This is a genomic window from Leadbetterella byssophila DSM 17132, from assembly GCF_000166395.1.
GTDB lineage: Bacteria > Bacteroidota > Bacteroidia > Cytophagales > Spirosomataceae > Leadbetterella > Leadbetterella byssophila.
Window position 1 is genome coordinate 3,170,087 of record NC_014655.1, and the last position, 19,675, is coordinate 3,189,761.

The 19,675-nt window shown below is 39.3% G+C and carries 16 protein-coding genes; 12 read left to right on the plus strand and 4 right to left on the minus strand.

The features are described from left to right. Positions 1-86 precede the first annotated feature (86 nt). The gene (locus tag LBYS_RS14060) at positions 87-407 is read right to left on the minus strand and encodes a hypothetical protein (protein ID WP_013409509.1); all 321 of its coding nucleotides are present in this window, start codon (positions 405-407) and stop codon (positions 87-89) included. 103 nt (positions 408-510) lie between these two features. Further along, complete coding sequence (locus tag LBYS_RS14065; RefSeq protein ID WP_013409510.1) at positions 511-1,023, minus strand: hypothetical protein; 513 nt, start codon at positions 1,021-1,023, stop codon at positions 511-513. Positions 1,024-1,154: 131 nt separating this feature from the next. Here LBYS_RS14065 and LBYS_RS14070 point away from each other — a divergent pair, with 131 nt between their 5' ends. From LBYS_RS14070 to lolA1, 8 genes are all read left to right on the plus strand, one after another. After that, positions 1,155-1,769, plus strand: a complete 615-nt coding sequence (locus tag LBYS_RS14070; RefSeq protein ID WP_013409511.1) for an IMPACT family protein — start codon at positions 1,155-1,157, stop codon at positions 1,767-1,769. Positions 1,770-1,980: 211 nt separating this feature from the next. Further along, complete coding sequence (locus LBYS_RS14075; protein ID WP_013409512.1) at positions 1,981-3,012, plus strand: rod shape-determining protein; 1,032 nt, start codon at positions 1,981-1,983, stop codon at positions 3,010-3,012. A gap of 70 nt (positions 3,013-3,082) precedes the next feature. Next, on the plus strand, positions 3,083-3,934 hold the full coding sequence (mreC, locus tag LBYS_RS14080; protein WP_013409513.1) for a rod shape-determining protein MreC: 852 nt from the start codon (positions 3,083-3,085) through the stop codon (positions 3,932-3,934). Further along, a complete protein-coding gene (locus LBYS_RS14085; protein ID WP_013409514.1) occupies positions 3,931-4,449 on the plus strand; it encodes a hypothetical protein in 519 nt (172 codons plus the stop codon). Before mreC ends, LBYS_RS14085 begins: the two co-directional genes overlap by 4 nt. Next, a complete protein-coding gene (locus LBYS_RS14090) occupies positions 4,446-5,615 on the plus strand; it encodes a serine hydrolase domain-containing protein (RefSeq protein ID WP_013409515.1) in 1,170 nt (389 codons plus the stop codon). Before LBYS_RS14085 ends, LBYS_RS14090 begins: the two co-directional genes overlap by 4 nt. A gap of 5 nt (positions 5,616-5,620) precedes the next feature. Further along, complete coding sequence (locus LBYS_RS14095; RefSeq protein ID WP_013409516.1) at positions 5,621-6,451, plus strand: 1-acyl-sn-glycerol-3-phosphate acyltransferase; 831 nt, start codon at positions 5,621-5,623, stop codon at positions 6,449-6,451. Positions 6,452-6,549: 98 nt separating this feature from the next. Beyond that, positions 6,550-8,928 carry an FtsK/SpoIIIE family DNA translocase gene (locus tag LBYS_RS14100; RefSeq protein ID WP_013409517.1) on the plus strand — a complete coding sequence of 793 codons (2,379 nt, stop codon included), beginning with the start codon at positions 6,550-6,552 and terminating at the stop codon, positions 8,926-8,928. 47 nt (positions 8,929-8,975) lie between these two features. Next, positions 8,976-9,572 (plus strand): outer membrane lipoprotein periplasmic chaperone LolA1, encoded by a 597-nt coding sequence (gene lolA1, locus LBYS_RS14105; protein WP_013409518.1) that lies wholly within the window; start codon positions 8,976-8,978, stop codon positions 9,570-9,572. Here the strand turns inward: lolA1 and LBYS_RS14110 are convergent. Further along, on the minus strand, positions 9,569-11,692 hold the full coding sequence (locus LBYS_RS14110) for a sialate O-acetylesterase (protein WP_013409519.1): 2,124 nt from the start codon (positions 11,690-11,692) through the stop codon (positions 9,569-9,571). The genes lolA1 and LBYS_RS14110 overlap by 4 nt on opposite strands. Positions 11,693-11,789: 97 nt before the next feature. Between LBYS_RS14110 and LBYS_RS14115 the strand changes: the two genes are divergently transcribed. The 3 genes from LBYS_RS14115 (at position 11,790) to LBYS_RS14125 (ending at position 17,227) form a co-directional block, all read left to right on the plus strand. After that, entirely contained in the window at positions 11,790-13,490 is a 1,701-nt protein-coding gene (locus LBYS_RS14115) for a DUF4091 domain-containing protein (RefSeq protein ID WP_013409520.1), read from the plus strand. Between the two features lie 125 nt (positions 13,491-13,615). Further along, a complete protein-coding gene (locus LBYS_RS14120) occupies positions 13,616-16,024 on the plus strand; it encodes a 3-hydroxyacyl-CoA dehydrogenase/enoyl-CoA hydratase family protein (protein ID WP_013409521.1) in 2,409 nt (802 codons plus the stop codon). 27 nt (positions 16,025-16,051) lie between these two features. Next, positions 16,052-17,227: an acetyl-CoA C-acyltransferase gene (locus tag LBYS_RS14125; RefSeq protein ID WP_013409522.1), complete on the plus strand. Its 1,176-nt coding sequence runs from the start codon at positions 16,052-16,054 to the stop codon at positions 17,225-17,227. Positions 17,228-17,297: 70 nt separating this feature from the next. Here the strand turns inward: LBYS_RS14125 and LBYS_RS14130 are convergent, their stop codons facing one another. Continuing rightward, positions 17,298-18,323 (minus strand): DUF4097 family beta strand repeat-containing protein, encoded by a 1,026-nt coding sequence (locus LBYS_RS14130; RefSeq protein ID WP_013409523.1) that lies wholly within the window; start codon positions 18,321-18,323, stop codon positions 17,298-17,300. 102 nt (positions 18,324-18,425) lie between these two features. On the opposite strand from LBYS_RS14130, the gene ilvA reads away from it, so the two are divergent. Then, complete coding sequence (gene ilvA / locus LBYS_RS14135) at positions 18,426-19,664, plus strand: threonine ammonia-lyase (RefSeq protein ID WP_013409524.1); 1,239 nt, start codon at positions 18,426-18,428, stop codon at positions 19,662-19,664. The last annotated feature ends 11 nt before the right edge of the window (positions 19,665-19,675 follow it).

The window sequence follows — 19,675 nt, forward strand, 5'->3', positions numbered from 1 at the left end:
ACCTTTTCCCCTAAAGGTTGATACATAAGTTTAGGTAAACAGTGGGGTGCTGCTTACACGAATAAGTATAAAAGTTCGGAAAACTTTCAGGGTGCATTTATGGCTATATGGTGCTCTAGGAGCTTAGCCAAATAAGAATTTTGAGGATCTGAGAAATCCTTTCCTGGTAGGGAAATGGACTCAGGAAATGTGATGGAGCTGTTTTCTACGAAGAAATGATCATAAACCCCAAAGCTAAAGTCATAATGAGGAACGGTAGTTCCATGACTCAGTTCTTTAAATACGGGTTGTTCCTGATCTGCAGTACATACTTGCTGCTTGCTCATAGCAGATGCTTGGTGCGTAGTCATTACGCACATCAGCATGATGAGGCTTAAAAGGCGGAGTATGTATTTTTGCACCTTCATAGTAGGGTGCAAAAATAGGAATATAAAAGTTTAAAAATCAAGTATTGGTGTGATTTCTTTTAGGAAGAGGCCGAATGGTCTTTGGCCATTCGGCTATTTTTGATTAATTCAATTGTTCCAGATGGGATTGAATTTGTGCCTTGTCTACTTTGATAGCCTGTAGTATGGCATTCATGTCATTCGTATTCACTTTATTAACTAAAGCAGCAGGAATGATGACAAATCGGAAAATTCTATCTGTCCTTTTATTCGCCGGTAAATTTGCTAAACTGGTGGTTCCATCAAGGAAGATGGTAAAACCTGTTCTTGAAAAATTGAAGGTATAGACAAATGTTCCACCGCTGTAGAAAAATGTTTGTGGAAGAGGCTCCCAGTTGTCGTTTCCAAAGTTATCTTCTCCTTCCAGGATAAAACCTATGATTTTGTCACTTGCCGGAATGGCAGGATTCAAATCAAAATCTGCTGCATATTGGTTTGCAGCTGTAAAAGAAGCTTTTACTTCATGTACTTCTCCTATCAGACCGTCTTCACCCGGAGGGCCTTGAGGGCCTACAGGGCCTTCACAAGCTTGAAAAAACAAGGAAGAACAGATCAACATCCATGCTAACTTTCTCATGTCATTATAATTTTAGGTGCTTGCCAAATGGCATCAATTTAGTGCTTAGATTGTGAAATTAGGTCAAAGGTTGCATTACCTTCTAAAAAATATTAACGAGAACCTTCAAGTTTGGATTGTAAATTTGAGTCATGAACTATGACGAGTACCAAACTTTAACTTCTACCGCAGAGAGCTTGATTAAGGAAAAGGGAAGTAAGTTTTTTGGATATGCATTCCCTATTGCAGACGAAGAAGAAGCCAAGATTTATGTAGAGGAATTAAAGGCTCTTCACCCAAAAGCCAGACATCATTGTTACGCCTTCCGATTAGGTTATAAGGGAGAAATCATTAGAGCAAATGACGATGGTGAACCCTCCGGGTCTGCAGGTAAACCTATACTCAATGCTATTTTAAGTGCAGAGCTGACTAATACACTGGTGGTGGTAGTTCGCTATTTTGGCGGAACACTCCTAGGAGTGCCGGGTTTAATTCAAGCCTACAAAGAATCAAGTGTTTTAGCCCTTGCAGAAGCAGAGAAGGAGATTAGAACGATCAATACGGAAGTTCGAATAGATTATGATTTCCCACAGACTAATGTAGTTATGCAATTGGTCAAAAAATTGGATCTCCGTGTAAAAGAACAGGTTTTTGAAGAGAGAGCCGGAATTATTTTGGAGGTTAGATTGTCCCTGGTAGATGAAATAAAGAAGGCATTAGAGGATTACTGGACAGTAAAAGTGAGGGTTGAAAACGAGGAAGAGTAATGCCAGATTAATCATGCAGAAAATAGTCGAGAAAAATTTCGGATTTTCAGTACTTTCAAGTACTAATTCTGAATAAATAGCGTTGTGTTAGGACGTTGCAAAATCCGTAAAAAAAGGCTATTTAATTTAATGGCTACGGATTAAAGATTTTTTAAAAAAATAAATTTAACTTTGCAACTTAATCATAAATAGTATAAATAGAGGAGCTTAAATGGCCGGATTATTCAATTTTCTCACTAGTGATATTGCCATCGATTTGGGTACCGCAAATACCCTGATTATATATAAAGATCAGATTGTCGTAGATGAGCCTTCTATTATCGCCTTAGATAAGGTAAGTGGAAAGGTGTTAGCGATTGGTCATAAAGCCATGCAGATGCATGAAAAGACTAACGAAAACATCAAGACCATTCGCCCATTGAAGGATGGTGTGATTGCAGACTTTACTGCCGCAGAATTAATGATCCGCGGTCTGATCAAGATGATACCTACCGGAAGAAACATGTTCTTCTCTCCCTCTCACCGCATGGTTATTTGTATCCCTAGTGGTATCACCGAGGTTGAGAAAAGAGCGGTAAAGGACTCTGCTGAGCATGCAGGTGCAAAAGAAGTTTATATGGTGCACGAACCTATCGCTGCTGCAATAGGAATCGGTATTGATATTGAACAACCAAACGGATCCATGATTGTGGATATCGGTGGTGGTACTTCTGAAATTGCTGTTATAGCTTTGTCAGGCATAGTATGTGAATCTTCTGCCCGTATTGCCGGAGATGTCTTTACAAAAGATATCGTAGATTATATGCGTAGAGAGCATAACCTATTGATAGGTGAACGCTCTGCTGAATTTATCAAGATCCAGGTAGGTGCGGCATTGCCGGATTTAGAAAATCCTCCTGCTGATATTGAAATTCGTGGACGTGACTTGATGACTGGTATTCCTAAAGAAATCAAAGTGACTTATAGCGAGATTGCTTACGCACTTGATAAGTCGATTTCTAAGATTGAGGAAGCTATCATGAGAGCACTTGAAATGGCTCCACCGGAATTATCCGCAGATATCTACGAAAACGGAATTTATTTAACCGGTGGTGGTGCATTGCTACACGGTCTGGATAAGCGTTTGGAAGTAAAAACCAAATTACCTATCCACGTAGCTGATGATCCTTTAAAGGCAGTAGTTCGTGGAACCGGTGAGGTTTTGAAGAACATTGAAAAATATCAGAATGTTTTGGTACAGTAATTTATTAGGTACTAAACAAGAATATAAAAAGGTATCCCAGGGGATACTTTTTTTTTAGATTTCAATACTTATGTCGCAGTTATTCGGGATATTGTATAAAAGCCGCCATTTCTTTCTTTTTTTGGCGCTTCAAATCGTGTGCTTTTACCTGATGTCAAAGAATAACGTCTATTGGGATGTTTCTTTCTTCAATACTACAAATACAGTTGTAGCTCGCTCTCTTGAAGTATCTCAAAAAGCTAACGAATTCGTCAGTTTAGGTAAGGTTAATGATCAATTAGCTGCGGAGAACATGGCCCTCAGAAAGCAATTGACCGATATTCAGGAAGCCAATTTTCCAATTCCGGGATATAAGCAAGATTCTGCAAAGGCCTATAGATTCGAATATACTGTGGCTAAGGTGGTAGGGAGTACACATAACCTCACAGATAACTTTATCACCATAGATAAAGGTACAGATGATGGGGTTAAAGCCGGTATGGGTGTGATCTCTCCAAATGGAGTAGTAGGACAGGTAGCTTATGCCAACAAGCATTATTCTCGTGTATATTCTGTACTTCACTCCCGACAAATGGTTTCTGCTGAGGTACTCAATAAAAAACTCAGAGAAGAAAACAATGTAGCATTGGGAATTGCGAAGTGGGGTGGGGTTAATCCACGTTATATCCAACTAACTAACGTAGACCGCTTTAAGCCCGTAGCTAAAGGAGATAGCGTAGTGACCTCCTTGCAAAACCCTATATTCCCTCCACATATTATGATAGGTAAGATTTCAGATGTAAGTAACACTACCTCTGAGGCCTTCCATACCATTAACGTGAGATTATCTACTGATTTCTCAGGATTGGTGTATGTGTATGTGGTGAAAAATAAATTGATAGAAAGTCAACAAGAAGCAGAAAATAATTCCAGTATAAAGTGAACAGTCAAGCTATACTAAGAATAGGAGGTAGTATTATCATTTATACTTTGTTGCAAGTGTTTATCCTTCGCAACCTGGTCTTTTTTGACGTGGCTTTTTGCTTCGTATACATCTCTGTGATTTTATTTCTCCCTAGTTCTGTTCCTACATCAACGGCTTTAATAATAGCCTTTGTGACCGGAATTATGGTAGATATGTTCTACAATACTGCCGGATTACACGCCTCAGCTGCTTTGATTGTGGCCTATATCAGAGGATTTATATTAAAAGTTCTTTTCCCTAGCCGAGGCCTGGAAAATGAGATTGTCATTTCTATAGAAGGGATGGGAATGGAGAGGTTCATACGGTACATTGTGATCATGACCTTCTTACATCATACTTACTTATTCTTCGTGGAAGCAGGTACATTTACCTTCTTCATCAACACCACTTTGAAGATCTTAGCTAGTGTAATGTTTTCATCTATTGTTATTTTTCTATTACATGTATATTTAAAAAGCTTACGTAATTCATGAGATGGGGTTTAGTTTTGATCTTTTTGGTACTGATTGGCTGCGCAAAAGATCAAAAGAAGAAAGAGGAGAAGAAGGTTGAGGAAAAACCCTTGACAGAGGTACAAATCAAAAAAATCCGGAAGGAAATCAATGCCGACAAAAAAGCTCAGTTGATAGAAGAAGCTTTTAAGAAGAAAGGAAACTTTAATGGCACCATTTTGGTAGCACAAAAAGGAGTGATTTTGTTCCAAAAAGCTACAGGCTTTGCCAAGGACACCATTCCTAATACTATGGATTCCAAGTTCCAGTTGGCTTCCCTCTCCAAAACCTTTACAGCTTTAGCCATTATGAAGATGGTCCAGGAAGGAAAGCTAGGTTTAGAGAACACTATACAGGATATTTACCCTAATTTCCCGTACTCAGGAGTCACCATTAGAAGTCTACTATCTCACCGTTCAGGTTTACCGTACTACCAATATGAATTTGACAGTAGGGTTAGAAGAGATAAGATTTATCCCACGAATCAGCAAATCATGCAATGGTTCATAGAAGCTAATCCTGCACCAAAGATGATCAATAAACCGGATCACTTCTTTGCTTATAATAATACAAACTATGCTATTCTTGCGGCCATAATTGAAAAAGTCTCCGGACAGTCCTTTGCTCAATATATGGAGGAAAATATCTTCAAACCCGCAGGAATGAATCATACCTTCGCCGGTACAAGCACTAATCCGGAGTTGCAGAAGAATAAGACCCAAGGGTATCAAAACGGCAGAAAACTCGATAAGGACTTTTTCGATGATATCATGGGAGATAAGGGAATCTACTCCACAGCTCCTGACTTGCTGAAGTATTATAATGTCTTAAAATCAGGTAGCATTGTCTCAAAAGAAAACCTAAGGGAGATGTATACGCCCAGGAGTTTCGAACATCCCGGTATTAGAAATTATGGATACGGATTCCGACTTTGGGTCAATAAACTTCAACAAACCGATTATATTTACCACACCGGATGGTGGAAAGGGTATAATACCATTATGTTCTTCGACTTAAGAGATGATTTTGTGATTATCTTATTGAGTAATAAATACAACAGAAGTGTATATAATATTCGTGAAATGGTAGATATACTTCATGATGAAAAGAAGAGATCTTCCCTTGAAGAGAATATTCTAGATCAATAATTTTTATGTTATATAGATTCTTAAAGGTCTACGTTGGATTTATCTTAAAATTCTTCATAAAGGATATAAAGATTACAGGTAAGGAAAATATCCCTAAAGATGGGGCTGTGATATTTGCAGCTTTTCATCCCAATTCATTTTTAGATGCAATACTTTTGGATTGTTTGGTAGATCGCCCTATCTGGTCTTTAGCTAGAGGTGATGCCTTCAAAAGAGAGTGGGTTAAGAATTTACTCACCAAGTTGTACATGATGCCTATCTATAGAATATCAGAAGGCAAAGAGAATCTAGACAAAAATGACGAGACCTTTGATAAATGCTCTCAGGTATTTCGTGAAAAAGGACAAGTTTTGATTTTTAGTGAAGGACTTTGTAAAAACCAAACCGAGCTTTTGCCTCTAAAGAAAGGAACGGCTAGATTGGCGTTGCAGTCCTGGGACGAAGGAATAGATGTTTCTGTCATTCCTACAGCTCTGAATTATGATCAATTCACTTCCATAGGGAAAACTATCATCTTGAACTTCGAAGAACCTATCACCAAAGATGAGTTTGAAGAAATTGGAGTAAGTGGAGCAAATGTGGTCAAGTTTAATCAGAAGCTCAAAAATAAATTGGAAAATGCGGTCAGCAGAGACTTTAGTTTCTCTACTTGGCGTAGATTATTATACTATCCACTATATCTTTTACATTGTCCGGTTTACGGATTATTAAGGATTTTTGTACGGTCTAAAACCAGAGGAACGGTATTTTTTGATTCTATTTATTTAGCATTATTGATCATCGTTTTGCCTCTTTATTGGTTACTCATTGGGACTGTACTTTATTCCTTGTGTTGAAAGGGTTTAGATTTATTCAGCACTAGGTTTGCTTTATCTCTGTGTTTTTATTTTAACTTTGTACGAATAAGCTTTCCTGTCATAAAAGATTTCGTGCAATGTCTAATACATTCCGTCCTAAGAAAAAGGCCGAACCCAAGAAGGAACCGCAAAAGCGTGATGGTAAATTACTTACGAATGATAATCGAGTAAAATTCCTACTGGGAGTCTTCTTGATTTTCTTCACATTCTTTTTAGCGATCTCCTTTTTTTCATACTTGTTCACCGGTGATGCAGACCAGGATGTGGTGCAAAATAGCCTTCGTGCTGCAAGTGGAAAAGCAGGTAAAAGTACAGATAATATCCTGGGATTGATCGGTGCTAAAATCAGTCATTGGTTTATTTTTACCTGGTTTGGAATTTCCTCTTTTGTTATAGTTATTCCCCTGTTCTTAGCCGGTTTCCGACTCGTATTTAATGAGGACTTGTTCAAGTTGAATCTGTATAGATGGGTCATTGGATCCCTCTTTTACATGTTTATTATCTCTCTCTTTCTAGGATATTTTGTTGATGTTTTCGGAATAAATACTACCATTCTTTCCGGTAGAGTAGGACTTCATGCTAATGAACTCATGCATACCTTCATGGGTTATGGTAGCTTGTTCGTCATTATTCTACTTTTGATCTCCTGGATGATATTTTTCCATGGCTTCTCCACAATAGATGACTTTTTAGTTCGAATGCCGAAGAAGAAAGTTCGAAGGGTGGAAAAGGAAGAAGATATTTTTACAGGTATAGATTCAATAGAGGACTTGGTTGAAGAGGAATCAGATCCGATAGAAGAGGAAGTTGAACCGGAACCGTTCGTGCCAACAGCCACCCCGAGTGAGCCGTTTAAGGGACCGGATATTTCTTTTACAGTAGAAACTCCAGTAGAGCCTATAATAGAAGAAGAAGAGGTGGAAGCCGAAGAACTGGTAAGTGAATATGGAGAGTATGATCCCAAGTTAGACCTTTCGTCCTATCAGTATCCTCCACTTACCTTATTGGCGGAATACAGTAACACGGGTTCTCAAGTGACACCAGAGGAGTTAGAGGCGAATAAGAATAAGATTGTAGAGACTATTAATAATTTCTCTATAGGGATCTCATCTATTAAGGCGAATATTGGGCCTACTGTTACACTTTATGAAATAGTACCAGATGCGGGGGTGAGGATATCAAAGATCAAGAATCTGGAAGATGACATAGCCCTTAGTTTATCTGCTTTAGGTATTCGTATCATCGCGCCTATGCCTGGTAAGGGAACCATTGGTATAGAGGTGCCTAATAAGAAAAGGGAGATGGTTTCCATGAAGTCCGTGATGTCTTCTGAGAAATTCCAAAAGTCAGGATTTGAACTTCCTGTGATTTTAGGTAAGACCATTTCGAACGAAATCTTTGTGGCTGATCTGGCTAAGATGCCGCACCTACTTATGGCCGGTGCTACTGGTCAAGGTAAATCAGTAGGATTAAACGTCATACTAACCTCTTTACTTTATAAGAAACATCCTTCGGAAGTAAAGTTTGTTTTGGTAGATCCTAAGAAGGTAGAATTGACCCTCTTTAATAAGATCGAAAGACATTTCCTTGCCATGCTTCCAAACGCTGAGGAAGCTATAATTACTGACACGAAGAAGGTGATTAACACTTTGAACTCTCTTTGTATAGAGATGGATCAAAGGTATAACTTACTAAAGGATGCCAGCGTAAGAAACATTAAGGAATACAATGCAAAATTCATTAAGCGGAAGTTGAACCCGGAAAAGGGTCACAAGTACCTGCCTTACATTGTGCTTGTGATAGATGAGTTGGCAGACTTGATGATGACTGCAGGTAAGGAAGTGGAACAACCAATCGCCAGATTGGCGCAGCTGGCACGTGCTATTGGTATTCATTTGATCGTTGCTACCCAAAGGCCTTCGGTAAACGTTATTACAGGTTTGATCAAAGCTAACTTCCCTGCGCGTCTTTCCTTTAAAGTGACGGCAAAAGTAGACTCCAGAACCATTATGGATACGGGAGGTGCAGAGCAGTTAGTAGGAAACGGAGACATGCTTTTCTCCACCGGCTCAGAAATGATTCGTTTACAATGTCCATTTGTAGATACTCCTGAAGTTGAAAGTATTTGTGAGTTTATTGGAGAACAAAGAGCCTATACTTCCGCTTATCTCTTGCCGGAATACTACGGAGATGATGAACCGGAACCAAGCGATTTTGATCCAACGCAGTTAGATGCTTTGTTTGATGAAGCTGCCCGACTTTTAGTCTTGCACCAACAAGGAAGTACTTCTCTTATACAGAGAAAGATGAAGCTGGGCTATAACCGTGCGGGTAGAATAGTGGACCAACTAGAAGGGGCCGGAATTTTAGGGCCATTTGAGGGTTCGAAAGCCAGGGAAGTATTGGTTAAAGACATGGAGCATTTGGAAGAAATACTGAGAAATCTAAAGAGATAATTAAACCTGATGGTAGAATTCCTATCTAATGGTAAAAGGTTAAGGTTATGAAGAAGCTTTGGTTTTTCTTATTATGGATTTGTTTTCCGGCTATTGGTCAAAAGGCAAATACCATTTTGGACGCGGCGTATAAAAAGTATTCCGGATTGACTTCCTATACTGCACAGTTTAAGGTTAGTGATGGAGGTTCTGGCACCTTGCAAAGCAAAGGGAAGAAATTCAAATTAACTTATGGAGAACAGATCGTTTTTAATAACGGTAAAGATGTTTATACCTATTTCCCAGAGTTAAACGAGGTAAATATTACTTCTTATGATCCTGCCGACGAAAGTGATGTTTCCCCAAATAATATCTTTTCATTATACAAAAAAGGATATACCGCTACCTATAAGAAAGAAGGCTTGGTAAACGGAAAGAAGGTGGATGTCATTAGTTTGACTCCTAATTCAAAATCTAATATCCAAAGGATAGATTTGAACATAGGAAAAGCTGATCAGATGATACATTCCTGGACGGTAGTGGAAAAAGGTGGTTCTAGTACATTTACTATTACTAAGTTTACTGCAAACCCTTCATTGCCTGATGCTACTTTTCAATTTGATAAGTCAAAGTATCCAAAGGTCGAAGTAGTGGATCTACGTTAGTACTTAGTGAATCTGAGGATTTCTTTTTCCTTTTGACCTTGTAGTAACAATATATATTGACCGGACGATAAGTGTTCCGTGTCAATTTGATAATCGTGCTTTCCTAACTTTTTGCTTTTCAACTTCTGCCACTGACCCGTAGGAAGTATTAAGTGCATTTCAAGGATGTCCATAGTACTGCTTATATTGAGGTACTTGGTACTTACCGGATTAGGATAAGCAATTGATAAATAATTGTTTTCTATAGGAAGTAATGCATCCACATTGATCTGAACGGTAAACGTTTGTTCATCTGCCGTTTCAAAGGATAGGTTAAAGTTGCCGGGCAAAAAGGTAGAACTTAAGTTAAATGTAATCTCAGAATCTTTCCAAGTCAAAATCTCAACCTTTTCATTTACTTTTCCTTTTTCAGTTCCAAAGTTTTTGCCCTTTATCACGAACGGACCTTTCTCATTTTGCATGATATTTCTAGGAGCAAAATCTTCCACAATAGGAGGAGGAATGTGTGAAACGGTATTGCTATAGTCGGACTGTGCGAATTCATCTACTCTCTTGATTCTATATTCCCATCTTTGATTAAGATCCACTTCGTCCGTATAGCTGTCAGCGTTATTGAGGGAGACTAAAACGGTATAGCCGTCAGAAGTTAGACTTCGCCTTTCTACTATATAATTACCTTTATCTGAAAATGTTAGTCGTATTTTGCCCGGTTCTAACTTTTGAATATTTGTGATTCGGGGTGTAGGAAGCATAGGTAAAATAGGGAATTGATAAAAGGACATGGCCCTTAATCCCCGAGAATTAGTCAAATGAACTTCCTGCTTGGGAGGAGAGCTAGTGGCATAGGAAGGAAGGTAAGTGACAAAACCTCCGTTTATGGGCCAATTTAATTTAAGGTACACTCTGTTTTCTTCTGCCCATGCTTTTTGAATGATACCATCTTGATGTGCGGTAATGGTATTGATATAGAAATAATCCTCCATTTTCCAGGTGAAGCCATTGATGGTTTTAGGTGTAGGGTATTGGATTTTTTGTCCTTCTTCGAAAACCAGAATTAAGGTATCTCCCATTGCATTCCTCCAGATCTTTTGTATATCTGGTGGGTGTATTTCAGGCAGGTTTTGATCCTGGTAAATATCTCTTCCTAATAGTGGAAGTAATTCTTCAGCCGTTTGAATATAAGCTTCACTACTGTAATGAACGTCATCAGAGAGAGGAAGATGATGCATATTAGTAGTTTCTACTTTAGGGAAGAGGTATTTTGTGCTACGCATGTATTCTCTAAGTTGGCCGGCTTCTTCCATCTGGTTGCAGTGCAGAATCCCTGTTTGGATATTATAGAACTTTATGATTTCCGGAAAATCTTTATTTATGTGGTCCATAAATTGTCCGAAAAGAATAGGATAATCTATGATGTCCATGTACCAGTTGCATGTCTCTGCTTCCCCTTGTCGCCATATAATAGCTTTTACATTTCCTTTTGCACCTGATTTTTCTACTCTATCCATGAGCGTTTGATAATTCAGACCGTTTCCAGGAATTAGAGAATACAAACTGGCACCACCCACTCCAGCATTGAGTATGCAGGTAGGGATTCCATATTTATCCAGGATCAACTGTTGAAGTTTTAGACCTATAACTCCAACTGAGCCGTAAGGAAGATCAGCGGTACTCCAGGAATACGGTTCAGCCGGGTTTTTGGTGTCAAAGTTTCTGAGGTACTTGGTGTCAACTTTGAAGTGGTCAATACCTGATAGTGCCTTAATATTGGATTGTCCATACATTACAATAAAGTCTCCGGCTACAATGCCTCTTTTTGTAATGGATTCGTTAGCTATTTTAATTTGAAAATCGTAGGAGATAGGTTTAGCCTCAATGGGTATTTTTATACTATTAGAAGTATTGGCTTTAACGCTTTCTTTAAGAGTATTAAGTAGCTGGTCATTTCCGTAAACTTGAATTTGAATTTCAGTATCTGTTTTGCTGGTGAATTGGAATTCCACTTCAGCTGAATTTTTTTCATCTCGAGGAAAAAGTTGGTAGTCGGCTGGGATCTTAGTCCATTGAACCTGAGAAAAAGCGGATGTGCTTAAGAAGAATAAGAGCAGTAAGGGTTTCATTTTATTTAAGGGTCAGCACACAAATTTGAAAAAAGTATATTTATAACCCAAGTAAGCGATGGATAATTACGTATTTTTCGGTATAAAATAATCTAAAATGCGTCTATTCATTTCCACCCTTTTATTTCTTACTTCTACTTTGCTTCATGCTCAGATCAGTTCCTCTTTTGTGGAGTTAGATGATCCACAAAAACCGGCAGGTTGGGAAAATGTAAGTTCAGGATTGCATGTTTCTTTCGCGTCTATTGATGAACGTTTTCCGAAATCGGTGGCTCCAAAATTAAATCTTCAAAGGTCACACAAGTTAACGGCATGGAGAGGAGAGAAGGTTTCTGCCCAAATCCTGATTTGGTCTAAAGAGATTCATAAAAGCCTTCGGTTACAGGCTTCAGCATTGAAGGGTAACCAAAGCAGTTTGCCTTCTGATTTGGTACAATTTCGTTTTGTTAGATACGTGATGACAGATGAGTTTTCAGATGGCTGTGGGCACAGAAAACCTGAAAATTTCGCAGCCTCTTTATCTCCTGACATGTTAGATGATCTGGAAGAGATGGATTTGGAGGCCAAAACGGTTAGGCCGGTTTGGGTGAGTATAGAAGTACCAGCAGACGCAAAACCGGGAAATTATGCAGGGAAAGTGCTTTTGAAGGGCAAATCCGTTTTGGATATTGAACTGGAAATATTAGATAGAATTCTGCCTACTCCATCTGAGTGGTCCTATCATTTAGACCAGTGGCAGCATCCTTCAGCCGTGGCCAGAGTAAATAATGTACCTCTTTGGAGTGATGCCCACTTTGAAGCCTTGAAACCGGTGATGTCTTTAGCTGCAAAAGCCGGACAAAAGGTAATCACTGCCACTTTGAATAAAGATCCTTGGAATGTGCAGACTTTTGATCCGTATGCAGATATGATCATCTGGGAAAAGAAAGCTGATGGCACTTGGGCTTATGATTACAAAGTGTTTGATAGATGGGTTCAGTTCATGTTGGATCTTGGAATCAAGAAGATGATCAATTGTTATTCCATTATTCCGTGGAATAATGAAATTCATTATTTAGATGGGGGACAATGGGTGAATGTTAAGGCAGAACCCGGAACTCCTATTTTTGAGGAGCTTTGGTCTCCATTCTTGAAGGATTTTGTTCAGCATTTAAGAGAGAGGGGTTGGTTAGAAATCACTAATATTGCTATGGATGAAAGGACGAGGGTGCAAATGGATGCCGCATTTCAGTTGTTACAAAAAGTAGCTCCAGAACTGGGCGTGGCATATGCTGATAATCATAAGACGTACCAAAGGTATCCTAATACTAAAGATGTAAGTATTTCTATAGGCCACCCTTATGAGGAGAAAGATTTAAGAGATAGAACCTCCCGCGGACTAATCACTACTTTTTATATCTGCTGCTCTGATGCTTTCCCCAACCAATTTACTTTTTCACAACCAGCAGAATCTACTTACCTAGCTTGGTATGCGGAAGCTACCGGATTTAACGGGATGCTAAGATGGGCATTCAATTCCTGGGTAGAGCACCCATTGCAGGATTCTAGATTTAGGACCTGGCCGGCAGGTGATACATACATCATTTACCCACAAGGCAGAAGTTCTGTGCGTTACGAGCGTTTAGTAGAGGGCATTCAAGACTATGAAAAGATTCAGATACTTAAGAAAACTTTAGAGAGGGATAAGCTAGTAGAACTTCAAAAAGCCATTGTTCCCTTTAAAGCTGCAAATAGGTTTGAAGGCTGGAATGAAAAATTAAATACGGCAAAAAAACTCCTTAATCAATTATCGAAATAGGGAGTAGGATTTCCCAAAGAAAATTTAGTAGAATTTTAATTGTGATTCTTTTTGCATTATCACACGGGAAATCATAGATTTGTAATTAGTATGCTTGCATACTAATTTTTTTAAACATCATCTATATGAAACGAACTATTAAGAAAGTGGCCGTCCTTGGGGCCGGCATTATGGGCAGCCGCATAGCGCTTCATTTCGCCAATATCGGAGTGGATGTTTTGTTGCTGGACATGGTTCCTAAAGAACCTACGGCTGAAGAGACTGCGAAAGGTTTAGATTTGAGTTCTCCACAAGTGAGAAACCGCGTTGTTAATACTTTGTATCAGTCAGCTGTAAAGGCCAGTCCATCTCCTATTTATAATAAGAAATCTCTGGAAAGAGTAACATTAGGAAATTTTGATGACGACATGGCTAAGATCCAAGGAGTAGATTGGATCATAGAGGTGGTAGTAGAAAAATTAGAAATAAAGAAATTGATCTACGATAAAGTAGAGCAATTCAGAAAGCCGGGGACTCTAGTTACTTCAAATACTTCAGGAATTCCTATTCACTTAATGGCCGAAGGACGTAGTGAGGATTTTAGAAAGCACTTCTGTGGTACTCACTTCTTTAACCCACCAAGATATTTAGCCTTATTGGAGATTATCCCTGGGCCAGCAACTGATCCTGAGATCATTAACTTCTTGATGGAGTATGGTGATTTGTTCTTAGGTAAGAGAACAGTATTGTGTAAGGATACTCCGGCGTTTATTGCTAACCGACTAGGCATCTATGCTTTAGTTCAAACCATTAGAGCTACCGTAGACTTAGGATTAAGTATAGAGGAAGTAGATAAATTGACCGGTCCGGTGATCGGCCGACCGAAATCAGGTACTTTCCGTCTATCAGATGTGGTGGGTTTAGATACTACGGTAAACGTATGTAATAATCTTTCTGCCATTCTTCATCATGACGAATCAAAGGATGCGTTCCAGTTGCCGGAGATCGTTAAGCAATTGATGGAGAAGAATTGGTTGGGCGATAAAACTGGTCAAGGATTCTACAAAAAGATCAAGGATGAGAAGGGCAAATCTGTAATCTTAGGCCTGGATCTTAATACCTTGGAATATAGACAGCCAGGTAAAGTTAAGTTAGAGGCTCTTGATGCAGTAAAAGGTATAGAGAGTCTGCCGGAAAAATTATCCATTTTATTAAAAGATAAGACCAAGGCTGGAGAGTTCTACAGAAAGACATTTGCAGATGCGTTCCAATATGCTTCTCACCGTATACCTGAAATTGCGGATGAACTTTATAAAATAGATGATGCCATTACAGCCGGATTTGGTTGGCAAGTAGGTGTCTTTGCCACTGCAGATGCTATTGGAGCAAAGGCGTTCATAGAGCTCTGTGAATCACAGGGACAGAAACCTGCTGCATGGGTATACGAAATGGTGGAAGCCGGTTTTGATAAGTTCTATACTATTGAGAGAGGCAAAAAACTGTACTATGATATTCCAAGTAAGTCTTATAAGGTGATTCCTGGTACGGAGGGCTTCATCATTTTAGATAATATACGTAAGACAAATTTGGTTTGGAAAAATCAAGAGGCCTCCATCTTCGATTTAGGTGACGGTATACTAGGTGTGGAGTTCCAGTCTAAGATGAATACCTTAGGTTCAGGACCTATTGAAGCCTTGAATAAAGCATATAGCTTGGGGGAGAAAGAATACAGGGGCTTGGTCATAGGCAATGATAGTAATCAAGCTTTTTCGGCCGGTGCAAATCTTGCCATGTTATTCATGTTTGCAGTAGAGCAAGAGTATGATGAGATAGATTTGATGATTGCTACCTTCCAGGAAACCATGATGAGGGCTAGATACTCCTCTATTCCTGTGGTAACTGCTCCTCATTCACTGGCGCTGGGTGGTGGTTGCGAAATTAACCTGCATGCTGATAAAGTAGTGGCGCACGCTGAACTTTACATGGGATTAGTTGAATTAGGAGTAGGTCTTATTCCTGCAGGTGGTGGTACGAAAGAAATGGCTTTGAGATGTTCAGACATGTACCAGCCTGGAGATACAGAACTTAATATTCTTCAAAGTGCCTTTATGAATATTGCACAGGCTAAGGTTTCTACTTCAGCTCATGAAGCATTTGATATGAATTATTTGAAGGCAGGTAGAGATCAAATCGTGCTGAATAGAAGCAGATTAATTGCGGAAGCTAAGCAGGCAGCAATAGATCTAGCTGAAAACGGGTATACTCAGCCTATTAGAAGAACAGACGTGAAAGTACAGGGTAAGACGGGTATTGCCTTGTTCAAAGCCGGAATCAAATCCATGAGAATGGCAAACTATATCACAGATCACGATGCATTGATAGCTGAGAAATTAGCCTATGTGATTTGTGGGGGAGATTTGAGTTATCCTCAGACGGTAAGTGAAAAATACTTGCTGGAATTAGAGAGAGAAGCCTTCCTTTCACTATGTGGAGAGAGAAAAACCATGGAAAGAATGCAAGGCATCATTACAGGCGGTAAAGCCCCGAGAAATTAATTAGTATAACCTTCAAAAGTGAAAATCATGGAAGCATATATCATAGATGGTTTTAGGTCGCCAGTAGGAAAAGCGCCAAGAGGGGTATTTCGTTTTACTCGTCCTGATGACCTTGCCGCAGATGTTATCAAACATCTATTAAAACAACATCCGGAATTAGATCCACAAAAGGTGGATGATCTTATAGTGGGTAACGCTGTGCCTGAAGCTGACCAAGGGATGCAAATGGCTCGTTACATTTCTCTTTTAGCATTAGGTAAAGAAGTGCCAGGAATTACCATTAACCGCTATTGTGGATCAGGAGTTGAGGCTGTGGCTATGGCAGTAGGTAAGATTAAATCCGGTATGGCAGATATCATCATTGCTGGAGGAACAGAGTCTATGTCTTTGGTTCCCACTACGGGGTATAAGACTGCATTGAATTATGAGATTGCAACAGCTCATCCTGATTACTATATAGGAATGGGATTGACAGCGGAGCAAGTTGCTAATAAGTACCAGATCACAAGAGAGGAGCAGGATCAATTCGCATATGAGTCTCACCAGAAGGCGCTTAATGCGCAAAAGGAAGGTTACTTTGATAGCGGAATTGTTCCTATTACAGTGAAGGAAACCTACTTTGATGCAAATACTGGAAAAAAGAAAACCAAAGAGTATACAGTTACAAAAGACGAGGGTCCGCGAGCAGATACGAGTGTTGAGGCTTTAGCTAAATTGAAACCAGTATTTGCAGCTGGTGGAACAGTTACGGCGGGTAACTCCTCTCAGACATCTGATGGCGCTGCATTTCTATTGGTGGCATCTGAGCGTGCGGTTAAAGAATATAATTTGAAGCCTATTGCTAAATTGGTATCATACGCTGTGGCTGGCGTAGAGCCTAGTTTGATGGGTATTGGGCCAGTTGAGGCTATTCCAAAGGCTTTACGTCAAGCAGGTTTAAAATTGGATGATATTGATCAAATTGAATTAAATGAAGCTTTTGCAGCCCAAGCTTTGGCCGTTGTGAAAGAATTAGGGATAGATCGTAAAAAATTGAATCCAAACGGAGGAGCTATCGCCCTAGGTCATGCTCTAGGTTCTACCGGTGCCAGACTTTCCGTTCAAATTCTGAACGAAATGAAAAGACAGGGTCAGAAATATGGAATGGTTACTGCCTGTGTGGGTGGTGGACAAGGTGTGGCCGGTATTTATGAATTGCTATAATAGTAAAGGGGCATTACTGCCCCTTACCTATATACAAAATGGACGCTCTGCAAAGAGCGTCTTTTATTTTTTAATCAACGTAAATAGATCCTGCAGAAGTTCGCATTTTTACACTTTTACCTCCACCATTCACTTTACCATTTACCTTTCCTTCTTTCAAAGTGCTGGAAACTTTAGCAAGTTTATCACTATAGATTCTATTTCCTTTAAGATCTAGATCCATTCCTTCATTAAACGGTAGGTCTACTTTGATAGAACCGGCAGAAGTGCTCAGGTTCACAGTTTTGTCAATGCTTAAAATATTTCCTTCAATTCCTCCACCGGAGGTTGAGCCACTGATATTACCTTCAATATTAGTGAATTTTATGCTACCACCTGAAGTTGAAATATAGAGATTCCCCTTTATGTTATTCGCTTTGATAGATCCGCCGCTGGTGGTTCCTCTGATATCCCCTTCCATATCATTAAAAGTAATGCTTCCTCCGGATGTAACAAATTTTAAATCTCCCGTAGCATTTTCTGCCGTAATCGAACCTCCACTAGTACTTAAAGTTCCATTAGCATCCATATATTTCACTTTTATGGATCCGCCTGAGGTAGCTCCTTTAACGGTTCCTGTAATATTCTCTAGCCCTATGGATCCACCTGAAGTTCTAAATATTAGATTTCCTGTCAATTTTGCTAGATTGATACTTCCACCCGCTGTTGCTAGATCCGTATCAACTCTTTCGGGTACAGTTATTTCAAATCCTATGGAGAGGCGGTTGGAATTGTTCCAACTAAAGTTTTCTTTTTTGGCTTTTGCCAAGCAAATAAGGGTACTACCAGATACCTTGATTTCGAGGATATAGTTTTCTAAACGTTCTTTAATTTCTGACTGAGTTAATTTATTATTTAGGCTATTAGAACGAACAAAAACTTTTACAGTAGCTCTTGAAGCACCACCTGTCACTTTTATAGTTCCTCCTGAAGTACTAGCTTCAACGCGAGTTATAGATTCTCCATCAAAATTTTTGACCAAATAGGGTTCATTGTTCTGAGCGATAGCCGCGCTACATGTGAACAACAATGCCATCAGAAGATTAAGTATTTTCATAATTTATTTGTTTTTTTCTACAAGATGCAGATTCCCTGCCAAAGGGTTGCATGCATGTGTAAAAATGTTAGTAGGTTTGTTTTCGTAATCCAGAAAATACAGATGAATTTAGAGGGAATATATCAAGCTGCGGAAAGATTGTCAGAAGTGGCAATGAAAACGCCATTGCTTAAAAATAAAAACCTATCCGAAAGATTTGAAGCAAATATTTTTTTAAAAAGGGAAGACCTGCAAGTGGTTCGTTCTTACAAGATCAGAGGGGCTTATAATAAAATGGCTTCTATGGGTGCGGAGGCACTCTCTAAAGGTGTAGTGTGTGCTAGCGCCGGAAATCATGCACAAGGAGTGGCGTATGCCTGCCAACAAATGGGCGTCAAAGGACATATTTTTATGCCATCTACTACTCCTGCTCAAAAAGTCAAGCAGGTTAAAATGTTTGGGAAAGAATGGGTGGAGATTGTGCTCTCCGGAGATACCTTTGATGATTCTTATCACGCAGCACTTCAATTTAGTAAAGAAAACGGGAAGGTATTTGTTCACCCATTTGATGACGAGTTAGTTATACAGGGTCAAGGAACCGTAGGTTTAGAGATTTTTAAGGAGCTGGATATCAAGGTGGATTACCTCATTTTTGCTATAGGAGGGGGAGGCTTAGCTTCCGGTGTATCTACCGTTTTTAAAGCCTTAAGTCCTTCAACGAAATTAATAGGAGTGGAACCTCAAGGCTCCCCAACCTTAAAAACAGCTATTGAAAAGGGAGAAGTATGCACCTTAGAGCAGATTGATAAATTTGTGGATGGAGCTGCAGTGATGCGTGCTGGTGAATTGACTTTTCAGATAGTTAAAGAAAATTTAGATGATATTCTGCTAGTTCCAGAGGGAAAAGTATGTTCTACTATCCTGCAACTATATAATGAAGAAGCCATAGTAGTGGAGCCTGCAGGTGCACTAAGTGTTTCAGCACTAGATTTCTTAAAAGAAGACATCAAAGGTAAGAATGTGGTTTGTATTATAGGTGGAGGGAATAATGATATTACGCGAACAGAGGAAATCAAAGAAAGATCTTTGATCTACGAAGGACTAAAGCACTATTTCATCGTAAAATTTCCTCAACGTTCCGGGGCTTTGAATGAGTTTTTAAGTCAAGTCTTAGGGCCTACAGTAGACATTGTTTTCTTTGAATATTCTAAAAAAACCGCTAGAGAAAAAGGACCTGCACTGATAGGAGTAGAGATCAGTTCAAGAGAAGAATTTGAACCTATGATTGCTAGAATGCGGGAGCATAAGGTGCAGTTTACTTACATCAATGACAAGCCGGACTTATTTGAATTCCTCATTTAACGTAAATTAAC

Bases quoted from the DNA above. Each gene is read 5' to 3' on its own strand.
- LBYS_RS14060 (WP_013409509.1), bottom strand. From the start codon at position 407: ATGAAGGTGCAAAAATACATACTCCGCCTTTTAAGCCTCATCATGCTG.
- LBYS_RS14065 (WP_013409510.1), bottom strand. From the start codon at position 1,023: ATGAGAAAGTTAGCATGGATGTTGATCTGTTCTTCCTTGTTTTTTCAA.
- LBYS_RS14070 (WP_013409511.1), top strand. From the start codon at position 1,155: ATGAACTATGACGAGTACCAAACTTTAACTTCTACCGCAGAGAGCTTG.
- LBYS_RS14075 (WP_013409512.1), top strand. From the start codon at position 1,981: ATGGCCGGATTATTCAATTTTCTCACTAGTGATATTGCCATCGATTTG.
- mreC (WP_013409513.1), top strand. From the start codon at position 3,083: ATGTCGCAGTTATTCGGGATATTGTATAAAAGCCGCCATTTCTTTCTT.
- LBYS_RS14090 (WP_013409515.1), top strand. From the start codon at position 4,446: ATGAGATGGGGTTTAGTTTTGATCTTTTTGGTACTGATTGGCTGCGCA.
- LBYS_RS14095 (WP_013409516.1), top strand. From the start codon at position 5,621: ATGTTATATAGATTCTTAAAGGTCTACGTTGGATTTATCTTAAAATTC.
- LBYS_RS14100 (WP_013409517.1), top strand. From the start codon at position 6,550: ATGTCTAATACATTCCGTCCTAAGAAAAAGGCCGAACCCAAGAAGGAA.
- lolA1 (WP_013409518.1), top strand. From the start codon at position 8,976: ATGAAGAAGCTTTGGTTTTTCTTATTATGGATTTGTTTTCCGGCTATT.
- LBYS_RS14110 (WP_013409519.1), bottom strand. From the start codon at position 11,692: ATGAAACCCTTACTGCTCTTATTCTTCTTAAGCACATCCGCTTTTTCT.
- LBYS_RS14115 (WP_013409520.1), top strand. From the start codon at position 11,790: ATGCGTCTATTCATTTCCACCCTTTTATTTCTTACTTCTACTTTGCTT.
- LBYS_RS14120 (WP_013409521.1), top strand. From the start codon at position 13,616: ATGAAACGAACTATTAAGAAAGTGGCCGTCCTTGGGGCCGGCATTATG.
- LBYS_RS14125 (WP_013409522.1), top strand. From the start codon at position 16,052: ATGGAAGCATATATCATAGATGGTTTTAGGTCGCCAGTAGGAAAAGCG.
- LBYS_RS14130 (WP_013409523.1), bottom strand. From the start codon at position 18,323: ATGAAAATACTTAATCTTCTGATGGCATTGTTGTTCACATGTAGCGCG.
- ilvA (WP_013409524.1), top strand. From the start codon at position 18,426: ATGAATTTAGAGGGAATATATCAAGCTGCGGAAAGATTGTCAGAAGTG.